We start from the raw sequence: 22,259 nt of genomic DNA on the forward strand, positions 1-22,259 counted from the left end.
CTGCGCGGCCAGCTACTGGCCAACTAACTATTCGGTGCCGTAGCGCGCCTCCCACGGGCCGAGCCCCAGCCCATCGTGGGGCGTGTCGGCCAAGTTCACGGTGACCTTCACCAAGGAATCGGGGGCCTGGTAGGTCAGCTCGATCCAGCGGCCGCTCGCTAGCTCGTCGTCCGCGTCGATCGGCGGCACCGTCGGGTTCACGCCCGCCAGGGTTTCGCTGACTGGTTCCTCGCCGTCGGCCCACCAGCTCACGTCCAGCAGCTCGGCCTCGGCCAGGCGGTGGGTGCGGCGGAACTCCAGCAGGTCCGTATAGCCGCGCAGGACTTCCGCGTGCGGGGATTCCGTGCGCTCCGCCCACTTCAGCACGCTGTCCCGGAAGGTCTCCTCGGCCGCCGGGTTCGGTACGTCCTTTGGATCCCACCCGGCGCGCGCGAACTCGCGCATGCGACCCTCGCGGGTGGCTTGGTTGAGCTCCTCGTTCTCGTGGTCGACGAAGAACGCGAACGGCGTGGATGCACCCCATTCCTCGCCCATAAACAGCATCGGGGTGAACGGGCTGGTCAGTACCAAGATGGCCTTGGCCAGTTGCTGCTTCACCGACAGGTTCATGCTCGGCCGATCGCCCGCCGCGCGGTTGCCCGTCTGGTCGTGGGTGGTCGTGTACGTCACGAAACGCCACAGCTCCGGATCCGTCACCGGCCGGCCGTGCGTGCGCCCGCGGAAGGAGCTGAAGCGCCCGTCGTGCCAGAACACCCGCTGGAACGTCGTGGCAAGTACCTCGACCGTCCCGAAGTCGGAGTAGTAGGCGTGATCCTCGCCGGAAACGACGGTGTGGATCGCGTGGTGGATGTCATCGTTCCACTGCGCGACCTTGTAACCCTCGGTGTACACGGGATCGTTCTGGTCCGTCTCGGCGATAATCCAGGCCGGCTCCGCAGCGTCACGGATCTGCTCAATGAGGCTCACCGCGCCCGTATCATCCAGCGCATGCACCGCGTCCAGGCGCAGGCCGTCGATGCCGAACTCCTGGGTCCACTGGCGCACCGCTTCCAGGATGTAGGCGCGCACCTCGTCGGAATCCCGGCCCTGCAGATTCACCACATCACCCCAACCGGTCGAGCCGCCGGCGGTGTAGGGGCCGAACACCCCGGTGTAGTTACCGTCGGGGCCGAAGTGGTTGTACACCACGTCCAACACCACGGCCAGGTCGCGGTCGTGGGCGGCGTCGATAAACCTCAACAGACCGTCCGGACCGCCGTAAACGTCCGTGACTGCCTGCCACATCACGCCGTCGTAGCCCCAATTGCGCTTGCCGCCGAAGGGTTGCACGGGCATGAGCTCTATGGCGGTGACGCCCACCGCTTTGAGTTCGTCGAGCTTCTCAATTGCGGCGTCGAAGGTGCCTGCCGCGGTGAATGTGCCGACGTGAAGTTCGTAGATAACCTCGCCCTGCAGCGGGCGGCCCAGTTGCGTGCGGGGTTTGTCGATCTGCCAGACCTCCGACAACCCGTGGATACCGTCGGGCTGGCGCTTGGAGCGCGGGTCGGGGAATACGGGCGAACCGTCGACGGAAAATCCATAGCGGTCGCCGGGATTGGCGGGCACATCGGCGAGGAACCAGCTATCGGCCTCGCGGGTCATGGGGATGCGCTGTTCGGTACCGGTTGTTGCAGGCCGCAAGACTAGTTCTACGTTTTCGGCCAAAGGAGCCCACACGGAATACATGGGTTCCACCCTAGCTGCGATAATGGGAGAATGCCCGACGATACAGTGCCTCTCAACGCCAACCGGCCCGAACCTTCCTACGTCCGCCCACAGCAGGGGCGGTTCACAGCGGAGGTGGAGATTAAACGCTCCCGCTTTATCGCGCTGGCCGAGCGCTGCACCAGCGAGGACGAGGCGCGCGAGTTTATTAACAGCATCCGGCGCGAGTACCCGGATGCGCGTCATCACTGCAGCGCCTTCGTGGTGCACGTGGACTCCGCGCAGCCGATCGAACGTTCCAGCGATGACGGCGAACCCGCCGGCACTGCGGGCCAGCCCATGCTGGAAGTGCTGAAGGGCTGGCACACCCCGGAACCGCTGCAGGACGTCGCGGTCGTCGTGGTGCGCTACTTCGGCGGGGTGAAGCTGGGCACCGGCGGACTGGTGCGCGCTTACCAGGAGGCGACCCGCGAGGTTCTGCAACAGGTGCCGTTGGTGCTGCGCCGACAGCTAGATCTATACACCTGCGACGTGCCGCACGCAGATGCCGGGCGCGTGGAAGCCGAAGTGCGCGCCGCCGGCTACACCGTGGTCGGCGTGGAATATCGGGCGGTGGCGGAGCTATCAATCGCCTGCGAGCCCGGCGCACCGCTGCCGGACTTCCTGGCCAGCATCACCAGCGGGACAGCGGAGCCACACCTGGAGGGGCAGCGCTGGATCGAGGACACGCTGTAGCCGATTAACGACACGCCGATTAACTACACTGGAGAACCATGAGCAATTACGGCAACCTGCCCGCCCGCCGTGCGGGCAACGACCCCATCGCCCAGCGCAAGGCCGAGGTTCGCAAGCACTCTCGGAACATTCAGATCGCCGGTGCCGTGGGTGCAGTCAGCCTGGTCGGTGGCCTAACGATCCTGCCCACCACCTTCTTCGCCATCATCGTGCCCCTCCTGGCAGTGGCGTTCATCGCCTACAGCGGCTTTCAGATCAAGGGGATCGTCGAGCACAAAGATCAGTGGTGACGCGCCCCGTTGGCCAGCCCTGCAACTTCTAGCCCTTCTAGCCCTTCTAGCAAGGTCCGCATCGACGCGTGGGTGTGGGCCGTCCGTCTGTGCAAGACTCGCTCCCAGGCCGCGGAAGCCTGCCGCGCCGGGCACGTAAAAATCAACGACGTGTCGGTGAAGCCCGCCCAGCCGGTTGTGGTGGGCGATACCGTGCGCGTGTGGATCAACCACCGCGAGCACATCGTGGAGGTCACTCAGCTACTGTCCAAGCGCGTCGGCGCGGAGCTGGCCCGCAAGGCCTACATCGACCATTCGCCACCCCCGCCCGTGATCCCCGCGATGCCGCGCCGGGATCGGGGAGCGGGCCGCCCGACGAAGCGGGAGCGCCGCCAGCTGGAGCGTTTCAAACGCGGCGAGATCTAAACTCCCCGGGCGAGCTCTAGCCGGTCTTTTGCCCCAATTGCTGCCACCTGGTGCCCAGCCTGCCGGGGCGCGACTGCGCATTGTCGCCGATGTGCACCGTCCTGCGGATGTGTTCGCGCCCATAGGCGAACAGCAGCATGTCGTCCACCAGGCGCACCTGGCCGGGGTAGTAGGGATAATTCATGGCCTTACGCAGCGCCTTCAGTCGCTTCGGAGCCAGCAGTTCCCGCAGTTGCGCGACCGTCGTGATCTCGTGAGCCGCCAGCATGTCGATGGCATAGCGGTAGTAATCCACGCGCGAGGTCGGGTATTTCTCGCCCACAATCCGCGTAAGCACGCGTGGTAGCGATGCTTCGTCCAGAGCCCCCTCGACGTCCTCGCCGGGGGTTCCGATGATGCTCGCGATCTTGTCGAACTGCTCATCCGCCAGCTCGATGAGCCCCGCGGCCAGCGTAAACGCGCGTTGAACCTCAGGGGCGCTGGTGTCTGGGTGCTCCTGGTTTTTGTAGCGCACGTCGTGTTCGAACTCGGCCCATGCGTGCTGCAGCACCGTACGCAGTTGTATCTCTATGTACTTTGGTGACGCCCCCTCGTCAGCCGCCCACGGCTCGTCCTTTGCGGACACAATCAGGTGCTGGCTGGCATACCCGAAGCGCCCCTCGCGGGCGGTCTCGGCGGCCTTGTCGATGACTCGCACCACGGTGAAAAGGTCGGATAGTGCATCCTTGAGCTGGGGGATCTCCGAGGAGTGGAAGGTGATGACCCGCACGCCGATGACGTCGTGCGCGTCGGTAAACGAGTCGTAATCCGGGTACGCCTCGTTGGAGAGTTTGCGGGCGAAGCTCGTTCGATCCTTGATGCGAACGCTGACGCGGTCAAACGTCAGGCCGGCGTCATCAAGAACATCAATGACGTGCGCCTCCAGGTCGGCGGCGACGGTGGGGTGGGCGTGGATCCAGGCGTCGTAATCCTGCAGCGCAGACATCAGGCCCCCATGCGGGTAAGGATCGCCTGGCCGCGCTCGCTGAACAGGCTGGCCAGCGGGACTTCGCCCTCCCACATACTGCCGGAGAGGCGATCCTCCCACACGCCCTCTGGTAGAGCCACCGTCGTGTCGGCCCAACCGTCGCGCAGAATATCCAGCGGGCGACGGGTGACCAGGGTGATCACGTCGTCGCCGCGCAGGGTGCCCAGCACGTGGCGCTCCATGGTGCCGGTGGCCATGACGGGAAGGTAGCTGGCATTGTCCAGCTCGAACTGGTTGCGGATCTGCAGGGCGGTGGCGATGAGGTAGAGGCGCTCATCGTCCTTGTCGCGCACATCGCCGCGGGAGACGCGATCCAGGGCTTCCAGGCGCTCGGCGAAGTCCACCGGTCGGCGATTGTCCGGGTCGACTAGCGAATCCGTGAAGAACTCCGTGCCCTGGTAGATATCCGGGATACCTGGCCCCATGATGTGCAGCAGCTTCTTGGATAGCGAGACCATCTCCGCCGCAGGTGCGATCTGCGCAACAAAGGCGGTGATGTCCTCCCCGTGGTTATCGATGGTGGCATCGATCCACTGGTGGATGGAGGTTTCGAATTCCTCGTTCACATCGAACCAGGTGGTGTGTACTCCAGCTTCGCGCATGGCCTTCTCGGCGTAGGCGTGCAGGCGCTCCCGCAGTTCGTTGGAGACGTTGCCATCCACCGGCCACACGCCGATCATGTTCTGCAGTAGGAAGTGGCAGGTGCCGCCGTCGGTGTACTCGATGCCATCGCAGAGTTCGGCGAAACGCTCGGCGGATTCGGTGATGCAGCTGATGCGGCTACGCACGTCTTCGCCTCGCTTCGTGTCGTGCGTGGTCAGGGTCGTCATCGCCTTCGGCCACAGGCGGGCGCGCTCGGCCTGCAGCAGGTGGAACTCGGCGGGGGAAACGCCGAAGCGGCCGGGAGCTCCGCCGACTTCCTGCAAGCTCACCAGGCGCGAACCGCGGTAGAAGGCGGTATCCTCCACGCCCTTGGCCATCACCGCGCCGCAGACCTGGGCGAAGCGCACGTTTGCCTCGCCGCGGGAAATCAGGGCGGTGGCGATCAGGTCCAGCGCGTCTGCGCGTTCCGGGTAGCGGATGATCATCTGGGCGATCACGGTGCTGGTCACGCGGGACAGGGATTCGTAGTCCGCGCGGTAGACCGGCATTGCGGCGATGAGTTCGATGAGGGTGTCGCGCAGTTCTTTATCCGACACTGCCTCGCCGGATGTCGACCAGTTATCGCTGCGGATCGCGCGGGCCAGGCGGCGCACCTCCGCCGCGAGTTCTTGGCCCGCCACCTCGGACTTCAGCTCGTACTCGGCGTTGTCGAAAGCTTCGGCGTCCCACTTAGAGCCCGTCATGTCCAGCGCCAGCTCACCCATGGTGCCCACGGCTGGGCGGTGCACGAACACGCCGTCGAGCTCACGCAGCGCGTCGTAGCCGGTGGTGCCGTCGACCGTCAGGCGGGGATCCAGCGGCTCGGTGACCCCGAGGATCTTCTCCACCAGCAGCCAGCGATCCTCGCCGATCAGCTTGCGCAGCTGCTTCAGGTAGTTAAAAGGATCGGCCAGGCCATCCGGGTGGTCCACGCGCACGCCGTCGATGATGTTCGCCGCGATCAGCTGGTTCAGAATGCGGTGGGAGTGCTCGAACACCACCGGGTCTTCCTGCCGCAAGCCCGCCAGACCGTTGATGCTGAAGAAGCGGCGGTAGTTAATCACCCCGTCGCGCCAGTACATCAGGCGGTAGTGCTGGCGGTCGTGCACCTCCTGCGGGGTGCCGCCGAGGGTGCCCTCGGCGATGGGGAAGCGGTTGTCGTAGTAGCACAGCACCGGTTCGGTGCCCTCGCCGTCGGCCCCAGCCTCGGCGCCTTCTTCGATCCGCAGCTCCGCCACGTCTTCTTCGCTGCCCAGCACCGGCAGCCCCAGCCGTCCGCCAGCGCCGTTGTCCTCCGACCAGTCCACGTCGAAGTAGTCCGCGTACTCGGATTCCTTGCCCTTCTTCAGCAGATCCCACCACCAGGGGTTTAGCTGCGGGTCGTCCACACCTACGTGGTTCGGAACAATGTCCAGCAGCAGCTTGATGCCCAGCTCGTGCGCTTTGTCGGCCAGGGATCGTAAGCCTTCGATGCCACCGAGTTCCGGGTTGATGGTCGACGGGTTTGTTACGTCGTAGCCGTGAGTGGAGGCTTTCGGCGATTGCATCACCGGGGACAGGTAGAGGTGCGAGACACCCAGGCGCGAAAAGTACGGCAGGTGCTCTTCCGCATCGGCGAAAGTGAAGGCTTGGGCGGGGTCGGATCCAGGTCCACGGAGCTGAAGGCGATAGGTCGCTGACATGCCTCCTAGGCTACTTGCCTACTTGATTAGCTGCAGGAACTCCTCAAACCCTATGATCTGCAGCACCTGGCCCTTGCTTTGCAGCTCGCGGGCACGCTTTTCCTTCGAGGTCACGCTTGGCCATTCGCCGACGATCAACATCGTCGTCTTCTTGGTGACGTTCTTCGCCACCACGCCACCGCGGGAGGCAATCATGTCCCACACTTCGCCCTTGTCATAGGGCTCCACGTCGCCGGTCACGCACACCGTCTGCCCATAGATGGGGCCGTCGATATCTGCTTCCTCGTTCGCCTCCGGCACTTCGTCCGGGGTAGCGACCTTCGCCCACGGCGCGGGGGAGCGCTTCTGTTTCTTTCTTGGTGACGCCCCCTCGTCCCCGCCACCGGCGGATTCAGCGGAACTGACCCACTCCGCGGCGGAGACGCTTCCGCTGTTCTCCGTGTTCGAGCCAGCGCTTTCCTGGCCGGCCTCCAGAGGGTACCCAGCCTGCAGATTCGTGAGCTGCAGATCAAGGGCGGCGAACTCGTCCGCGTGCGAGGGAGAGAAGTTCACGCGGGGGCGTTCGGCGTCAAAAAGTAATTGGATATACCCCGGCGAACAGCCATCGGGCGCCTGCTTGTACCAGCCGATAAGCTCGTCGGGTCGGCGAGAAACATCGGGGTACAGCGAGGAATTCAGCGGCGAGCGAGTCACCCGGATTTCCTGCTCGGAGAGCGTGACGGTCGCGCCCCGGGCGGGGAAAGACACAGGGGAGGGGGACGATCCGGAAGCCATGCTTAGAGCTTGACCTCCGTGGTGATCGGGCGCTGCAGGACCACCGTGCTCCGCGCGGCGATCTCTAGAGTATCGCCACCGGAGAAACGGCGGGTTTCCTCTGGCACACCGGTCGGCTCTGCCGTATCGACGACGACGGTCCAGCTTTCCTCCTCGCTCGGCTCGACGTGCATCACGTTGTGGCGGCGCGGCAGGGTGAAGGTGATCGGCTCGTGGTGGGCGTTGAAGCAGAAGATGAAGGAATCGTCCTCCACCGGGCGACCCTGCGGATCCGGCTCCTCGATGGCCATGCCGTTGAGGTGAACCATCAGCGACTTTCCGAAGTCCGCGTTCCAATCGGAATCGGACATCAGGGAGCCGTCCGGGGTGAGCCATGCGATGTCGCGCTTCGCCACGTCCTGGCCCAGCGGGCCGCCGGCCAGGAAGCGACGGCGGCGGAACACCGGGTGCGCCTGGCGCAGGTGGATGAGGTAACGCGTGAAGGCGTGCAGATCCTCGTCCATGTTTTCCCAGTCCATCCAGGAGATTTCGTTGTCCTGACAGTAGACGTTGTTGTTGCCGCCCTGGGTGCGGCCGATCTCATCACCGTGGGAAATCATCGGGGTGCCCTGGGAGAGCAAGAGGGTGGTCAGGAAGTTGCGGCGCTGCTTATCGCGCAGCTGCAGGATCTCCTCGTCATCCGTCGGGCCTTCCACGCCACAGTTCCAGGAACGGTTGTGGCTTTCACCGTCACGGTTGTCCTCGCCATTGTCGGAGTTGTGCTTCTCGTTGTAGCTGACCAGGTCGTTGAGTGTGAATCCGTCGTGGGCGGTGATGAAGTTGATCGACGCAGTCGGGCGGCGACCGGTGTAGAGGTCGGAGGAGCCCGTCAGACGGGAGGCGAACTCGCCCAACGTCGAGGGCTCGCCACGCCAGAAATCGCGGACCGTATCGCGGTACTTACCGTTCCACTCGTTCCACAGAGCCGGGAAGTTACCCACCTGGTAGCCACCCTCCCCGACGTCCCAGGGCTCGGCGATGAGCTTGACCTGGCTAACGATGGGATCCTGCTGCACCAGGTCGAAGAAGGCGGACAGGCGATCGACGTCGTGGAACTCGCGGGCCAGGGTGGAGGCCAAGTCGAAGCGGAAACCGTCGATGTGCATTTCCGTGACCCAGTAGCGCAGGGAATCCATGATCAGCTGCAGGGTGTGCGGGTGGCGGACGTTCAGGGAGTTACCCGTACCCGTGTAGTCCATGTAGTGGGCCTCGTCGCCATCGACCAGGCGGTAGTAGGCGGCGTTGTCGATACCACGGAAGTTTTGGGTGGGGCCCATGTGGTTGCCCTCGCTGGTGTGGTTGTAGACCACATCCAGGATCACCTCGATGCCCGCGTCATGGTAGCTGCGCACCATCTGTTTGAATTCCGCAATCGCGCCCTCCGCGCTGGGGGAGGCCGCGTAGTCGCGGTGCGGGGCGAAGAAGCCCAGGGTGTTGTAGCCCCAGTAGTTGCGCAGTCCCAGCTCCCGCAGGCGGTCGTCGTGGATGAACTGGTGAACCGGCATCAGCTCCACGGCCGTGACGCCCAGATCCTTGAAGTACTCCACGATCGAGTGGTGGCCCAGGCCGGCGTAGGTGCCACGCAGGTGCTCTGGGACATCCGGGTGCGTCATCGTCAGGCCCTTGACATGGGTTTCGTAGATGACGGTCTTGTGCATCTCGATGTTCGGGCGACGGTCGTTGTGCCAGTCGAAGTAGGGGTTGATAACCACCGAGCGCATCGAGTGCGGCGCGGAATCCTCCTGGTTGCGCGCCTCCGGATTATCAGGATCGTTGATGTCGTAGTTGAACAGCGAAGGGTGCCCGTCGTAGGCGCCGTCGAAAGACTTGCCATAGGGGTCCATCAGCAGCTTCGAGGGGTCGCAGCGCAAGCCACGAGCCGGATCCCACGGGCCGTGTACTCGGTAGCCGTAGCGCTGGCCGGGGACGATGCCGGGCAGGTAGCAGTGCCAGATGTCCGCGTCGACTTCCTCCATCTTCACCCGAGTCTCCGCCCCCTGGCTATCGAAGAGGCAGAGTTCCACGGCTTCTGCTACTTCGGTGAACAGGGCAAAGTTGGTGCCGTTGCCGTCAAAGGTGGCGCCGAGAGGGTAGGGCTTTCCAGGCCACCCGACCAGGGGTTCGCCGGGCGCTCGCAATCCACTTTTATCTGACAGTCCGAAAGTCATGTGCACCATTCTAACGGCTAAAACCGCGCAATATTGTTTCTACTCCCAGCACTAGATCCTCCCGTGCTAGGCGGTGGGAACTTCCTGCATCTTCCTCTGCCGTGCCCAGACTCAAGGCCACGCCCTGGCGCGCCTGCAGCTCCAGCGCGGAGCCGAATACGAAACGCAGGAGCAGCTTGGAAGCGGCCTCTGTGACGTCCACGGCACCGTCCACGGCATCGTCCACTACACCGGCATTCAACTCGGTGGCCAGTTCTGCGCCCAGCTCGACCGCCAGTTCTCTGTCAAGCGTGTCGCTGGCCACTGCTGCCAGTGTGATTTCGGCGCCATCGCGGAGGGAGGTGAGGGCGTCAAAAAGAAAAGAACAATAATCGGCCGCACTGCCGGGGCGGGCGGGCACGGCGGTGAGGATCGACTCGGCAATGCCTCCGAGGAGGGCCTGCTTGTTGGGGAAGTGCCAGTACAGGGCGCCGGGCGCGACGTCGAGGGCGCGGGCGAGCCGCCGCATCGTGAGGTCGGCCAGGCCGTACTGCTGCAGGATGTCGACTGCGGTGCTCACGATTTTCTTGCGGTTTAACTGCACAGTGTCCCAGAGTAGTGGACTAGATTGCCGTAGGGTGAGCCACATGAAGTTTCGTGACGGTGCGCTGGACCAGAAGAACCAGCGCCAGTTAATCCCCCGACCGATCGGGGAAGCAGCGCTGGTCTTATTCGTCACGCTGGTCACGTTTTTGTTGCTGGGCGTGGTGTGGGGCGCGATTCACCCCACATCAGAGCTGAAAGTCACGGCCCACGGGAGCGCTGACACAGTGCCGGGGACGGAGGATGCCTCGTTCCGGGCTTATGTCTACTACCTTGGCCTGACCACTGTGGGCGGCGTTGCGATTGCCATCTGGGCTTATCGCACTCGCATCCGTGGTCTGCTGATGATGCTGTGGACCACACTGGCGGTGCTCTGGGGTACGACAGCGACCTGGTCGCTGGGGGCGTGGGTGGCCGATAAGCTGCACTCCGACCCGGTGCCTGCCGACCCGCAGCCGGGGGACGTGATTCAGCTTCTGGAGGTAGCTAACCCCTCGGTGGGGCTGGTGGTGGCCCCGGCGTTGGCGCTGATTGTGTACTGGCTGGGCGCAACGTTCGCCGACCCGGAGGACTTTGAAGGAGCAGGGAAAGGGGAAAAGGGGAAGTAGCCCCTTTAGCTCAGCATTCGTACTAGCGTGGATGGAATGCTGAGCAACATGTTAGAGAGCATCACTCGCGTGGATGGCCGGTGGGACATGCCGGACACAGTCTCCCTCGACGAGTGGGCCACGGAGGTTCGTCGCCTCAAGGAAGAGAAGAATGCGCTGATTCTGGCGCACAATTATCAGCTGCCGGAGATCCAGGACATTGCCGACCACACCGGCGATTCTCTGGCGCTGTCGCGCATTGCCGCGGAGACGGACGCCGACGTGATCGTCTTCTGCGGAGTGCACTTTATGGCGGAGACCGCGAAGATTCTGTCGCCGGAGAAAACCGTTCTTATTCCGGACGCCGCCGCGGGGTGTTCGCTGGCCGATTCCCTTACGGCCGACGAGCTGCGCGAGTGGAAGGCCGAGCACCCGGAGGCCGTGGTGGTCAGCTACGTGAACACTACCGCCGACGTGAAGGCATTGACGGATATCTGCTGCACCAGCTCCAATGCTGTCGATGTGGTGGCCAGCCTGCCGGAGGATCAGGAGGTGCTGTTCGGGCCCGATCAGTTCCTCGGCGCGCACGTGCGCCGCGAAACCGGGAGGGACAACATCCACGTCTGGGCGGGCGAGTGCCACGTGCATGCGGGGATCTCTGGGCAAGAGTTAAGCCAGCAGGCGCACGACAACCCGACGGCCGACCTGTTTATCCACCCGGAGTGTGGCTGCGCGAACTCCGCGATCTACCTGGCTGGGGAGGGCATTGTGGAACCCGAGCGGGTGAAGATGCTGTCTACCGGCGACATGATCACACAAGCGAAGACAACCAGCCAGTCCACCGTTCTGGTGGCTACCGAGGTCGGCATGCTGCACCAGCTACGGCAAGCAGCCCCGGGCGTGGACTTCCGTGCCGTCAACGACCGGGCAGCCTGCACGTACATGAAGATGATCACCCCGGCGGCGCTGCTGCGCTGCCTAGCGCTCGGCGAGGACGAGGTCACGGTGGACGAAAAGACCGCGGCGGCGGCGCGCCGGTCCGTGGAACGCATGATCGCTATCGGCAACCCGGGAAGTGGGGAATAGTGGACCACGGAGAAGTCGACCACGGAGAAGTCGACCACGGAGAAGTCGACCACGGAGAAGTCGAACACGGAGACATCGAACACGGAGACATCGAACACAGCGAAACGGAACTGCCTTACCCGAACCAACTCACCGATCCCTCCCGCATAAGGGCTGCGTACCTGCGCATGGCGAAAGTAGCGCTGGAAGAGGACTTCGGTGATGGTGCGGATGTCAGCACCTTGGCCACCGTGCCCGCCGAGGCGACCGGTGTGAAGGTCATGCGCGCTCGACAGTCGGGTGTTATTAGTGGTCTGGATGCAGTGGACATTGTCGCGGAGGTCGCCGCAGATCGGCACGTGGACGTCACCGCGGTGGTGGCCGATGGAGACCGGGTGGAAGCGGGGGACGAGGTCGCCCGCGTCGAAGGCAAGATCCAGCACATCTTAATGCTGGAGCGCACGCTGCTGAACATTCTGAGCCACGCCTCCGGCATCGCCACGCAGACCCGCGCCTGGGTCGACGTGGTGGAAGCTGCGGCCACTAGCCCGCGCGGATGCCGGGTGCGCGATTCCCGCAAGACCTTGCCGGGCATGCGCATGCTGGAAAAGCGCGCGATCGTGCACGGCGGTGGCTACCCGCACCGCTACAACCTGGGCGACCAGGTGATGGTCAAGGACAATCACGTCGAACTGTCGAGTGCCGCCGAAGCCTATGCGCGGGTGCGGGATTTCTTGGGGGAGGACGCCACCACGTGGGTAGAAGTCGAAGTGGATAACCTTAACCAGCTCGCGGAGCTGCTGGCCACTGATCGGCCCCACCCGCCCCAGGTGCTGCTGGATAACTTCAGCGTGGAAGATACCCGCAAAGCAGTGGAGCTGCGCAACCAGCTGGCCCCGCAGGTGCTGTTGGAATCTTCCGGCGGGCTGACGCTCGACGTCGCCGGGGACTACGCCGCTGCCGGCGTGGAGTCCGTGGCCGTTGGGGGCCTTACCCACAGCGTGCAGGCGCTGGACATCGGGCTGGATTAAGCCACGTACCCTATCAAGATTCCCACCGCTCCAGCGCGGCCAGGCGGCGTTCGTCGATCTCCGCGGCGATCGCTTCGTGGCCCAGCTCTGTGGCCGCCACCAGCGCCATCGTGTAGCTGCCGATGGTGCGCTCGTCGTCGGCGCTGAACTCGGACCACTCCGCCACCAGGCGCGCATTCGCCAGGGCTTCCTCAAACAGTCCGCAGTTCAGTGCGGCCTCCGCCAGTGTGTAGCGCAGGTTTAGCACCGCGGGGGATAGGGGACAGCCCGCGATGGCGTCCAGCTCGGCGTTGGCCAGTTCCCAGGCCTCGCCGGGGTATCCCTCGCCCAGCAGAGCCATCGCCGCCAACCCCGCGCAGCGCAACGCAATCACTCCCGCGTCGAGTTCACCTGCCAGCGCCATGCAGGTTCTCCAGTGATCGGCGACGGACAAAAGGGAACTCGCTTCGCTCTCTGCCGCCCGGAACATTTCGAAATGCGCCAGCATGTCGTGCGCCTCGTACAGCGAAACTGTTTGCGCGCCGGAGCCGCCACCGCTCGGCACAGGGTCTTCCTCGCCTTCTTCCAGCCTCTCGACCAGTGCCGTGACCAGCTCGAAAGCCTCTTCGCGGCGCCCGCGGAACCAGGCCTCTTGGGCGAACCACAGCTGCCGGTCGGCCGCGCTCGGGGGTTTCCGGCCGAACCGGCGCACAAGTTTGGCGAAGGTATCGGCGAAGTCGCACGCGGTGGCGTCATCCTCCAAAGAACCAGAAAGGTTCGTAGCCACCGCAAAGCCCGTTGTGGCCGCCGAAGTCAGGCGATCGGCAACAGTTGGGTCGAGGTCGCGGTGCGTGATGTGCGGCGCCTCGCCGAGGGTGGGGGAATCCGGGTGCGGGCGAAAGCCGTCGAACCCCTGCGCCAGCTGTGCCAGCATTTCGCTCGGCGAGTGCAGCTCGGCGAAGGCGGTGGGGTCTTCCTCCTGGCCGAGAGCCTGGTGGGCCAGCAGAGCCAAGGCCTCCAGCGCCAGCGCGTGATCGTCGTGGCTGCGCGCCCAATGCCGCAGGTCGCGTAGCGCGCCGACCGCCTCGTCGGCGAAGCCCAAGTGGTCCGCGGCGCTGGCCCGCATGCTGTAGAACTCGCCGCGCAGCTCGTCCGGAACCTCGTCCGGGGTGGCCAGCCAGTACTGCCGGGCGAAGTCGCTGGCTAGGCGCCAACTCGTCGCAGCGTGCGCCCCCGAAACAGCGGCCGCGCGACTGTCACGGAGCAGTGAAAGGAGTGTCTGGGCCATGGCGTAAACTCTAGCCCAGCATTAAATGAAGCACTCGGAAGGAAGCTGCGTACACCATGACCCTCGCCCAGCTGGACTTTAGCCGGATCGACCTGCGTGGGCAGGCCCCAACGACCGCCGAGCTGCGCCGCCGACTTCCCCGTGGAGGGACAGACGTAGACGCGGTGATTCCCACCGTCGCTCCCATCGTCGACCAGGTGCGTACGGGTGGTGCGCGCGCGGCGCTGGAGATCGGGCAGCGTTTCGATGGCGTGACCCCGGATTCGGTGCGGGTTCCTGCCGAGGTTATTGACGCCGCCGTGGGGACGTTGGCCGACGGCGTCATCGCTGCACTCGAGGATGCCATTGAGCGCGTGCGTGCATTCCACTCCGCCATTCACCCCGCCGACAAGCAGGTGGAGGTCGCGCCGGGTGGCACTGTGACCGAGCGCTTCATCCCCGTCCAGCGCGTGGGCCTATACGCGCCGGGCGGCAACGCGGTGTACCCGTCGAGCGTGATTATGAACGTCGTGCCGGCCCAAGAGGCCGGAGTGGAATCGCTCGTGGTGGCCTCCCCGCCCCAGGAGGGCGGCTGGCCACACCCGACCGTGCTGGCGGCCTGCAAGCTGCTGGGTGTGGAGGAGGTCTGGGCTGTCGGCGGCGCGCAAGCGGTCGCACTGCTGGCTCACGGTTCCACTGCCGACGGTGGGGAGGAGCTGGAGCCGGTGGATATGGTGACCGGCCCGGGCAACATCTTCGTCACCGCGGCCAAGCGACTGTGCCGTTCCGTGGTGGGCATCGACTCCGAGGCAGGGCCGACCGAGATCGCCGTGCTCGCAGACGACAGTGCCGATGCGGTGGAGATCGCCTACGACCTGATTAGCCAGGCAGAGCACGACACGATGGCGGCCTCCGTGTTAATCACCGATAGCGAGAAGCTGGCCGACGCAGTGGTGACCGAGATGAACGAGCGCTACCACATCACCCAGAACTCGGAGCGCGTGGCAGAAGCACTGAATGGGCAGCAGTCCGGTGTGGTGTTGGTCGACGACATCGCCGCGGGCATCCGTGCGGCCAACGCTTATGGGGCGGAGCACCTGGAGATTCACACCAAGGACTCCCACGAGGTAGCCGCACAGATCACTAACGCAGGTGCGATCTTCATCGGTCGCTTCAGCCCGGTGCCGCTGGGCGACTACGCAGCGGGCTCCAACCACGTGCTGCCGACCTCCGGCACGGCCCGGCATTCCTCCGGTCTGTCCACCCTGACATTCCTGAAGTCCGTGCACGTCATCGACTACAACGAAGAAGGCCTGCGGGGCGTGGCCGACACGGTGATTACCCTGTCGAAGTCCGAGGGGCTGCCCGCGCACGGCGAGGCCATCAGCGCACGCATCAACGCGGAGGAGGGTTAAGAACCATGACCGAGCAGAAGATTTCGCTATCCGATCTGCCGCTGCGCGAGGAGCTGCGCGGCAAGTCCGCTTACGGCGCCCCGCAGCTGCATGTTGCCAATCAGCTCAACACCAACGAGAACCCGTATCCGCCGTCGCAGGAGATCGTCGAGGGTATCGCCCGGCGCGTGGCGGAGCTGGGCCAGCAGCTGAACCGCTACCCCGACCGCGACGCAGTGGGGCTACGCGCGGCCCTAGCGGCTTATGTGAGCGAGCAGACCGGTGTGGGCGTCACAAAAGAACAGGTATGGGCGGCCAACGGTTCCAACGAGGTACTGCAGCAACTCCTGCAGGCATTTGGTGGACCCGGGCGCAGTGCGATGGGTTTCGTACCGAGCTACTCCATGCACCCGATCCTGGCGGCAGGTACGCAGACCGAGTTCATTTCGGTCGAGCGTCGTGCCGAGAACCGCTTCGCGATTAATGTTGAAGAGGCGCTCGCGGCCATCGCGGAACACGCCCCTGACGTGGTGTTTATCACCACCCCCAACAATCCCACCGGCAACATCACGCCCCTGGCCGACATCGAACGGATCCTGCAGGCAGCCCCCGGAATCGTGATCGTGGACGAGGCCTACGCGGAGTTTTCCGACGAGCCTTCAGCGGTGGGACTGCTAGAGGACTACCCGACGAAGCTGGTGGTTTCTCGCACCATGTCCAAGGCCTTCGACTTCGCCGGCGGACGGTTGGGGTACTTCGTGGCCGACCCGGCTTTCATCGAAGCTGTGATGCTGGTGCGCCTGCCATACCACCTGGCCACCCTGTCGCAGGCGGCGGCGGAGGTGGCACTGGAACACTCCGCGGCAACGCTGCAGACGGTGGCGAAGCTGCGCGAGGAACGCGACCGGGTTGTCGCCGAGATGCGCGAGCTGGGCTTCGACGTCATTGATTCCCATTCCAACTTTGTGTTCTTCGGCAACTTCGACAAGTTAGGCGACGCGCCCACGGTGTGGCGGCGCTTCCTCGACCGCGAAGTGCTGATCCGCGACGTCGGCGTGCCGGGCTGGCTGCGCGCGACCGTCGGACTGCCGGAGGAAAACGACGCTTTTCTTGCCGCCGCGGCGCAGATGATGGACGATTAGGCTGACGTTTCAAGAGGAAAAGACAGCAAAAGACGGAGAGGTAGGTACAGAGACACCGTGGCAACGAACCCCACCCCGCGCATCGGGAAGGCCCAGCGCGCCACCCAAGAATCGGACATTCAGGTTGAGTGGAACCTGGACGGCACCGGCAAGACCGACATCGATACGGGTCTGCCGTTCTTTGACCATATGCTGACTGCCCTCGGTGCGCACGGCTCCTTTGACCTGACCGTGCACGCCCGCGGCGACGTGGAGATCGACGCCCACCACACCGTGGAAGACACCGGCATCGTCATGGGCCAGGCGCTGGCGCAGGCCCTGGGAGATAAGGCGGGCATCCGCCGCTTCGGCGATGCCTTCATCCCCATGGACGAAACTCTGGCGCACGCGGCAGTGGACGTATCCGGTCGTCCGTACTACGTGGGCGTGGGGGAGCCGGAGCAGATGCTGAGCGCCGTGATCGGCGGACACTACGCCACGGTGATTAACCAGCACTTCTTCGAGACGCTGGCGCTGAACGCACGCATCGCGCTGCACGTGCGCTGCCTGTACGGCCGCGACCCGCACCACATCACCGAAGCGGAGTTTAAAGCCGTGGCCCGCGCGCTACGCGCCGCAGTGGAGGACGACCCGCGCGTAGGTGGGGTGCCATCGACCAAGGGAACGCTGTAATGGCGCGCCCGAAGGCGCTGAGCATTGAAGAACTAGAAAAGATCGATTCCGTGTGGCAGGCCCCCGGGCTGAAGGCCACGCTGGTCTCGGTCTTCTGTGCTTTCGGTGGTTGGGCGCTACTTCTGCCGGTCATCCCCATGGCCGTGATCGCTGGGGGCGGAACCGATAGCGTGGCCGGCCTGTCCACGGGCGTGTTTATGGCCGCGACTGTTCTTACGCAGGCCTTTACTCCGCGCTTGCTGCGCGGAGTGGGCTACACCCCGGTGATGTTCGGCGCGGGTCTGCTGCTGGGACTACCGGCTCTGGTTTATGTTGCGGACATGTCGGCGGTGACGGTGCTGGCGATCGCCGCGGTGCGTGGCGTGGGCTTCGGCGCGGTGACGGTGACAGAGGCTGCGCTGATCGCAGAGCTGGTGCCGCCCAGGCTGGTGGGCCGGTCGTCTGGCGTGTTCGGCGCGACGGTGGGTGTGACACAGCTGATCAGCTTCCCGCTGGGCATGTGGCTATACGACAGCTACGGCCTGGCCTGGGCGTGTGCCGCGGCTGCGGTGTATTCGATCGTCGGCGCGTTGGCGGCGCTGCGCCTGCCGAAGGTGGAGCGCGAGAATTCGCCCGGCGTGGCGGCCGACATTCCCGCTAACGCGACCGCACAGGCGGACTTCACCCCGGCAGCCCCGCGCGTGGCGACGTGGAAGCTGGCCACGGTGCCGGGTCTGTCCATCGGTGCGGCGGCCGTGGGTTTTGCCTCTTTCAGCACGTTCCTGGCGCCTGCCGCGGGCGAGATCGACGCTGGCGTGGCCGCCACGATCTCTGGCCTGGCGCTGAGCGTGGTGGGCCTGATGCAGATCGGTTCGCGACTGTTCAGCGGTTGGTACGCCGACCGGGTGGGCGAGCCGGGGCGCCTCAACGCGCTGGGCTTGGTTCTGTGCGTGGTGGGCCTCGGATCCGCCGCGGTGATGCTGGGTGTGCATCCCAGTGGCGGGCTGCTACTGGGATGGTCGTTGCTGTCGGCCGCGCTGTTCGGTGCGGGCTTCGGCATTAACCAGACCGAGGCGCTGTTGATGCTGTTCGATCGCCTTCCCCGGGAGGAATCCGCCAAGGCTTCCGCATTGTGGAACATGACCTTCGACGGCGGCACGGGAGCGGGTGCGATCCTGCTGGGCTTCGTTGCTGGAGCGCTGACGTACCAGGGTGCGTTCGTGGCGGCCGGGGCGGTTGCCGCGTTCGGTTGTGTGGTGGCTGTCCTCGACCGAATCGTGGGGCGTCACCGCGTAACCGACTACGGCAATGTCCGCGAGACCCTGCGTAGAGTACGCCGACGTGAATTGCGCCCGGGTAAGTCCGGCTAGACTAACTGGTTATGACTCCTTCGACTTCTCTTTCTTCTCGACGCCCACACGTCGCCCTGCTGGACTACGGCAGCGGAAATGTACGTTCTGCCCAGCGAGCCGTAGAAAAAGCCGGCGCCGAGGTAGAAGTGACGAAGGATCCGGAAGTGGTACAGCGGGCCGACGGCTTGCTGGTGCCGGGTGTGGGGGCATACAGCGCGTGCATGAAGCAGCTGCACAGTGTGTACGGTGATCGCCTGATCGGCCAGCGTTTGGCGGGAGGACGCCCGGTGTTGGGCATCTGCGTGGGCATGCAGATCCTTTTCGATCGGGGAGTGGAGTTCGCGGAAGGCTCTGGGGAAGGCGCTGGGGACGGCACTGGTACTGGGGATGGGGAAAGTGCCTTTACTGAAGGTATGGGCGAATGGCCGGGCACCGTGGAAAAGCTGGATGCCGACGTGCTGCCGCACATGGGGTGGAACACGGTAGAGCGTGGCGACGGATCCTCCGCCAGCGCTCTGGGCGCGGCGGCGAGCGAGCCGTCGAAGATGTTCGCCGGGATCGAGGATTCTGAGCGGTTCTACTTTGTGCACTCCTACGGCGTGCGGGAGTGGGAGCTGATGACCGACGGACGCACGGAGCCCCCGCTGGTGCACTGGGCAACTCACGGACGCAGCCGCTTCGTGGCGGCCGTGGAAAACGGCCCGTTGTGGGCCACGCAGTTTCACCCGGAGAAGTCGGGGGAGGCGGGCATTCGCCTTCTGCGCAACTGGGTGGAGACACTTTAGCTCTAGAACTAGCACTAGTTTCCCTGTTTCAAACGTCGCCGAAGTTTATACGCGTTAGGATTCTCCCTATGGCTTCTACAGATAACTCCCGTGCCCTGACCTTGCTTCCTGCCGTCGACGTTGCCGACGGCCAAGCCGTCCGCCTAGTACAGGGCGCAGCGGGCACGGAAACCAGCTACGGAGCGCCGATCGAGGCAGCCCTGGCCTGGCAGAACGCGGGGGCGGAGTGGATCCATCTGGTGGATCTGGACGCCGCGTTCGGTAGGGGCAGCAACTTTGAGCTTCTCAAGGAAGTCACCGGCCAGCTGGACGTCAACGTTGAGCTGAGCGGCGGCATCCGCGACGATGAGTCGCTGGAGCGCGCCCTATCCACCGGCTGCCGCCGGGTGAACATCGGCACCGCCGCACTGGAAGACCCCGACTGGTGCGAGTCTGTTATCGCCCGCTACGGCGACAAGGTCGCCATCGGCCTGGATACCCGCGAGATTGACGGCGAGTGGCGCCTGCGCGGTCGCGGCTGGACCTCCGACGGCGGTGAGCTGTGGGAGGTGCTGGAGCGCCTGGACTCCCAGGGAGTGTCCCGACTCGTGGTCACCGACGTCAGCCGTGATGGCATGCTGAACGGCCCGAACATCGATCTGCTGCGCGACGTGGCGGCTGCTACCGATGCGCCGGTCGTGGCCTCTGGTGGTATCTCCAGCCTGGATGACATCCGTGCGCTGACCGCCGTGGTGAACGAGGGCGTGGATTCTGCGATTGTGGGCAAGGCTCTGTACGCCGGCAAGTTCACCCTGGAGCAGGCCTTGGAAGTCGCGAGCGGGGTCGATAACTAATGACAGTCTTCCACGGAGTCCCCCCAGAAGAGCTGGATACCCGCTCGCTGCTGGCCATTGCCGAGGCTGCAGTGGACGAAGCGGAAACGACCTTCACCGCAGCCGTCGGCGCGGAGCCCGAGGTCATCAAGTCCCCCGGTGATTTCGCCACTGAGGCGGATCTGACCGTCGAGCGCCAGCTACGCACTCTGTTGACCCAATACACTGGCCTGCCCGTGCACGGCGAGGAGTTCGGCACGGTCCGCCCCGGTGAGGTTCCGGGGGAGAATATCACCGAGCCGAACCCGAGCGACGCGATGGCCGACGGCCTGGACGGCCCGCGACGGAAATCCCTGGAAGCCGGGGACCAAGAGCTGCCGGAGACCTTCTGGGTCGTCGACCCCATCGACGGCACGGCCAACTACGCGGTGGGCAACCCCTTTGCCTGCATCCTGGTTTCCTTGGTGCACCAGGGGCAGACCATGGTTTCTGTGACCGAGATGCCGCTGCTGGGCAAGCGCATCACCGCGCGACGTGGCGAGGGACTGCTGGTGGATGGGCACCCGGCTCGGGCCATGCCGCCATCGGACCCGGGCGTGACCCAGATCAGCTTCGGCTCTATCCTGTCGCAGCGCCGCGGTAACCTGCCGATTTCCTACCGCCAGGACATGCTGAACGAGATCGGCAAGTCCTACCCACGCATGCGCGTCACCGGCTCGGTGGGCATCGACCTGGCCTTCACCGCCGCCGGCGTGTTCGGCGGGACGGTGACATTCAGCCCGAACCTGTGGGACAACGCTGCGGGCATCCTCGCGGTGGAAGAAAACGGCGGCATTGCCACCGACTTCGCGGGCAATCCCTGGCGCCCGGGCGTGTCCGGCCTGGTCGCCGGCGAGCCAGAGGTACACGCCACCATCCTGCAGCACATCCAGGCTGTGCCGATCGGCACAGCCGCCCGCAACGCCCAGGAGATCCGCGATCGAGGAGGCATCCGATGAGCGTTACCGTGCGCGTCATCCCTTGTTTGGACGTGGACAACGGCCGCGTAGTCAAGGGCGTGAACTTCGAGGGTCTGCGCGACGCGGGTGATCCCGTGGAGCTGGCGAAGCGCTACGACGCGCTCGGCGCTGACGAGTTGACCTTCCTGGACGTTTCCGCCTCCAAGGACGGCCGTGGCACCATGCTGGACGTCGTCCGCCGCACCGCAGACCAGGTATTTATCCCGCTGACCGTCGGCGGGGGAGTACGCAGCGAGGAAGACGTGGACGCCTTGCTGCGCGCCGGAGCCGACAAGGTCTCCGTCAACTCTTCCGCCGTCGCCCGCCCCGAGCTGTTGCGGGAGCTTTCGCAGCGCTTCGGCGCGCAGTGCATCGTGCTATCGGTGGACGCCCGCCGCGTGAAGGATCCCTCCGAGGCGGACAAGTACCCCTCCGGTTTCGAGGTCACCACCCACGGCGGTACCAAGTCCGCTGGGCTGGACGCCATCGACTGGGCCCGCAAGGGCGAGGAACTGGGCGTGGGGGAGATCCTGCTGAACTCCATGGATGGCGACGGAACCAAGGCCGGCTTCGATATCGAGATGCTGCAGTCCGTACGCAAGGCCGTCTCCATCCCGGTCATCGCCTCCGGTGGCGCAGGCGCCCCGGAGCACTTCCCGCCCGCCGTGGAAGCCGGCGCAGATGCGGTACTAGCTGCCTCTATCTTCCACTTCCAAGAAGTGGAGATCAGCGAAGTCAAGCAGGCCCTGGCCGACGCGGGCTACGAGGTGCGCCTGTGAGCAGCACAGACCCCAACACAGATCCGGCAACCTACGACCTAGACCCAGTCATCGCCGAGCGCGTCCGCTTCAACGCAGACGGCCTCGTACCCGCTATCGTCCAGGACGTCACCAATGGCGATGTGCTGATGATGGCGTGGATGAACGACCACGCCCTGGCCCACACCCTGGCCACCAAGAAGGGCACTTACTGGTCCCGATCCCGCCAGTCCTATTGGATAAAAGGCGAAACTAGTGGCCACACCCAGCGCGTCGAAGAGGTGCGCCTGGACTGTGACGGCGACACGGTGCTGCTGAAGATCGAGCAGACCGGTGCTGCGTGCCACACCGGCGACCGCACTTGTTTCGACGCCGACCGCTTGGCCTAGC

General features: G+C 64.9%; 22 protein-coding genes. 15 read left to right on the plus strand and 7 right to left on the minus strand.

The genetic code is table 11. From position 1 onward, the window contains the following. Positions 1 to 27 precede the first annotated feature (27 nt). Complete coding sequence (treZ, locus tag L8U58_RS07280; protein WP_269955027.1) at positions 28 to 1,725, minus strand: malto-oligosyltrehalose trehalohydrolase; 1,698 nt, start codon at positions 1,723 to 1,725, stop codon at positions 28 to 30. Positions 1,726 to 1,755: 30 nt separating this feature from the next. Here treZ and L8U58_RS07285 point away from each other — a divergent pair, with 30 nt between their 5' ends. Genes L8U58_RS07285 through L8U58_RS07295 form a run of 3 tightly spaced genes read left to right on the plus strand, consistent with a single transcriptional unit; the run spans position 1,756 to position 3,134 of the window. Then, positions 1,756 to 2,439: an IMPACT family protein gene (locus L8U58_RS07285; protein WP_035008402.1), complete on the plus strand. Its 684-nt coding sequence runs from the start codon at positions 1,756 to 1,758 to the stop codon at positions 2,437 to 2,439. 38 nt (positions 2,440 to 2,477) lie between these two features. Beyond that, entirely contained in the window at positions 2,478 to 2,729 is a 252-nt protein-coding gene (locus L8U58_RS07290; protein ID WP_051873952.1) for a hypothetical protein, read from the plus strand. Between the two features lie 9 nt (positions 2,730 to 2,738). Further along, entirely contained in the window at positions 2,739 to 3,134 is a 396-nt protein-coding gene (locus L8U58_RS07295) for an RNA-binding S4 domain-containing protein (RefSeq protein ID WP_051891441.1), read from the plus strand. Positions 3,135 to 3,150: 16 nt separating this feature from the next. On the opposite strand, the gene L8U58_RS07300 is transcribed toward L8U58_RS07295, so the two are convergent. From L8U58_RS07300 to L8U58_RS07320, 5 genes are read right to left on the minus strand one after another with little or no spacing between them, the layout of a single operon-like run. Further along, entirely contained in the window at positions 3,151 to 4,119 is a 969-nt protein-coding gene (locus L8U58_RS07300; RefSeq protein WP_043014769.1) for a GTP pyrophosphokinase, read from the minus strand. Further along, a complete protein-coding gene (treY, locus tag L8U58_RS07305) occupies positions 4,119 to 6,485 on the minus strand; it encodes a malto-oligosyltrehalose synthase (protein WP_269955028.1) in 2,367 nt (788 codons plus the stop codon). The genes L8U58_RS07300 and treY overlap by 1 nt, the downstream gene beginning before the upstream one ends. Positions 6,486 to 6,503: 18 nt before the next feature. Continuing rightward, positions 6,504 to 7,259 carry a BRCT domain-containing protein gene (locus L8U58_RS07310; protein ID WP_269955029.1) on the minus strand — a complete coding sequence of 252 codons (756 nt, stop codon included), beginning with the start codon at positions 7,257 to 7,259 and terminating at the stop codon, positions 6,504 to 6,506. A 2-nt stretch (positions 7,260 to 7,261) separates the two neighbouring features. Then, entirely contained in the window at positions 7,262 to 9,466 is a 2,205-nt protein-coding gene (gene glgX, locus L8U58_RS07315) for a glycogen debranching protein GlgX (protein ID WP_269955030.1), read from the minus strand. Positions 9,467 to 9,476: 10 nt separating this feature from the next. After that, on the minus strand, positions 9,477 to 10,025 hold the full coding sequence (locus L8U58_RS07320) for a TetR family transcriptional regulator (protein ID WP_192816855.1): 549 nt from the start codon (positions 10,023 to 10,025) through the stop codon (positions 9,477 to 9,479). Positions 10,026 to 10,092: 67 nt separating this feature from the next. Between L8U58_RS07320 and L8U58_RS07325 the strand changes: the two genes are divergently transcribed. From L8U58_RS07325 to nadC, 3 genes are read left to right on the plus strand one after another with little or no spacing between them, the layout of a single operon-like run. Next, positions 10,093 to 10,656, plus strand: a complete 564-nt coding sequence (locus tag L8U58_RS07325) for a hypothetical protein (RefSeq protein ID WP_269955031.1) — start codon at positions 10,093 to 10,095, stop codon at positions 10,654 to 10,656. Positions 10,657 to 10,704: 48 nt separating this feature from the next. Beyond that, positions 10,705 to 11,721, plus strand: coding sequence for a quinolinate synthase NadA (gene nadA, locus L8U58_RS07330; protein WP_420839863.1), 1,017 nt, complete (start codon positions 10,705 to 10,707; stop codon positions 11,719 to 11,721). Continuing rightward, positions 11,721 to 12,731 (plus strand): carboxylating nicotinate-nucleotide diphosphorylase, encoded by a 1,011-nt coding sequence (nadC, locus tag L8U58_RS07335; RefSeq protein WP_269955032.1) that lies wholly within the window; start codon positions 11,721 to 11,723, stop codon positions 12,729 to 12,731. The genes nadA and nadC overlap by 1 nt, the downstream gene beginning before the upstream one ends. 13 nt (positions 12,732 to 12,744) lie before the next feature. Here nadC and L8U58_RS07340 read toward each other — a convergent pair whose 3' ends face one another. Further along, positions 12,745 to 13,998 carry a hypothetical protein gene (locus L8U58_RS07340; RefSeq protein WP_269955033.1) on the minus strand — a complete coding sequence of 418 codons (1,254 nt, stop codon included), beginning with the start codon at positions 13,996 to 13,998 and terminating at the stop codon, positions 12,745 to 12,747. Positions 13,999 to 14,054: 56 nt separating this feature from the next. Here L8U58_RS07340 and hisD point away from each other — a divergent pair, with 56 nt between their 5' ends. From hisD to hisI, 9 genes are all read left to right on the plus strand, one after another. Beyond that, positions 14,055 to 15,392: a histidinol dehydrogenase gene (gene hisD, locus L8U58_RS07345; protein WP_034980720.1), complete on the plus strand. Its 1,338-nt coding sequence runs from the start codon at positions 14,055 to 14,057 to the stop codon at positions 15,390 to 15,392. A gap of 5 nt (positions 15,393 to 15,397) precedes the next feature. Next, positions 15,398 to 16,513, plus strand: a complete 1,116-nt coding sequence (locus L8U58_RS07350; RefSeq protein WP_269955034.1) for a histidinol-phosphate transaminase — start codon at positions 15,398 to 15,400, stop codon at positions 16,511 to 16,513. A gap of 57 nt (positions 16,514 to 16,570) precedes the next feature. Next, positions 16,571 to 17,185 carry an imidazoleglycerol-phosphate dehydratase HisB gene (hisB, locus tag L8U58_RS07355; protein ID WP_034977400.1) on the plus strand — a complete coding sequence of 205 codons (615 nt, stop codon included), beginning with the start codon at positions 16,571 to 16,573 and terminating at the stop codon, positions 17,183 to 17,185. After that, the gene (locus tag L8U58_RS07360; RefSeq protein ID WP_034970007.1) at positions 17,185 to 18,534 is read left to right on the plus strand and encodes an MFS transporter; all 1,350 of its coding nucleotides are present in this window, start codon (positions 17,185 to 17,187) and stop codon (positions 18,532 to 18,534) included. Before hisB ends, L8U58_RS07360 begins: the two co-directional genes overlap by 1 nt. Positions 18,535 to 18,545: 11 nt before the next feature. Beyond that, a complete protein-coding gene (hisH, locus tag L8U58_RS07365; protein WP_034977403.1) occupies positions 18,546 to 19,301 on the plus strand; it encodes an imidazole glycerol phosphate synthase subunit HisH in 756 nt (251 codons plus the stop codon). A gap of 68 nt (positions 19,302 to 19,369) precedes the next feature. After that, a complete protein-coding gene (priA, locus tag L8U58_RS07370) occupies positions 19,370 to 20,134 on the plus strand; it encodes a bifunctional 1-(5-phosphoribosyl)-5-((5-phosphoribosylamino)methylideneamino)imidazole-4-carboxamide isomerase/phosphoribosylanthranilate isomerase PriA (RefSeq protein ID WP_034972127.1) in 765 nt (254 codons plus the stop codon). Next, positions 20,134 to 21,111 carry an inositol monophosphatase family protein gene (locus L8U58_RS07375; RefSeq protein WP_269955035.1) on the plus strand — a complete coding sequence of 326 codons (978 nt, stop codon included), beginning with the start codon at positions 20,134 to 20,136 and terminating at the stop codon, positions 21,109 to 21,111. The genes priA and L8U58_RS07375 overlap by 1 nt, the downstream gene beginning before the upstream one ends. Further along, positions 21,108 to 21,890 carry an imidazole glycerol phosphate synthase subunit HisF gene (hisF, locus tag L8U58_RS07380; protein ID WP_034991778.1) on the plus strand — a complete coding sequence of 261 codons (783 nt, stop codon included), beginning with the start codon at positions 21,108 to 21,110 and terminating at the stop codon, positions 21,888 to 21,890. Before L8U58_RS07375 ends, hisF begins: the two co-directional genes overlap by 4 nt. After that, positions 21,887 to 22,258, plus strand: coding sequence for a phosphoribosyl-AMP cyclohydrolase (gene hisI / locus L8U58_RS07385; protein ID WP_034980725.1), 372 nt, complete (start codon positions 21,887 to 21,889; stop codon positions 22,256 to 22,258). The genes hisF and hisI overlap by 4 nt, the downstream gene beginning before the upstream one ends. Position 22,259: the final 1 nt, after the last annotated feature.

Origin of the sequence: Corynebacterium macclintockiae, from assembly GCF_027570165.1 — a bacterium.
Lineage (GTDB): Bacteria > Actinomycetota > Actinomycetes > Mycobacteriales > Mycobacteriaceae > Corynebacterium > Corynebacterium macclintockiae.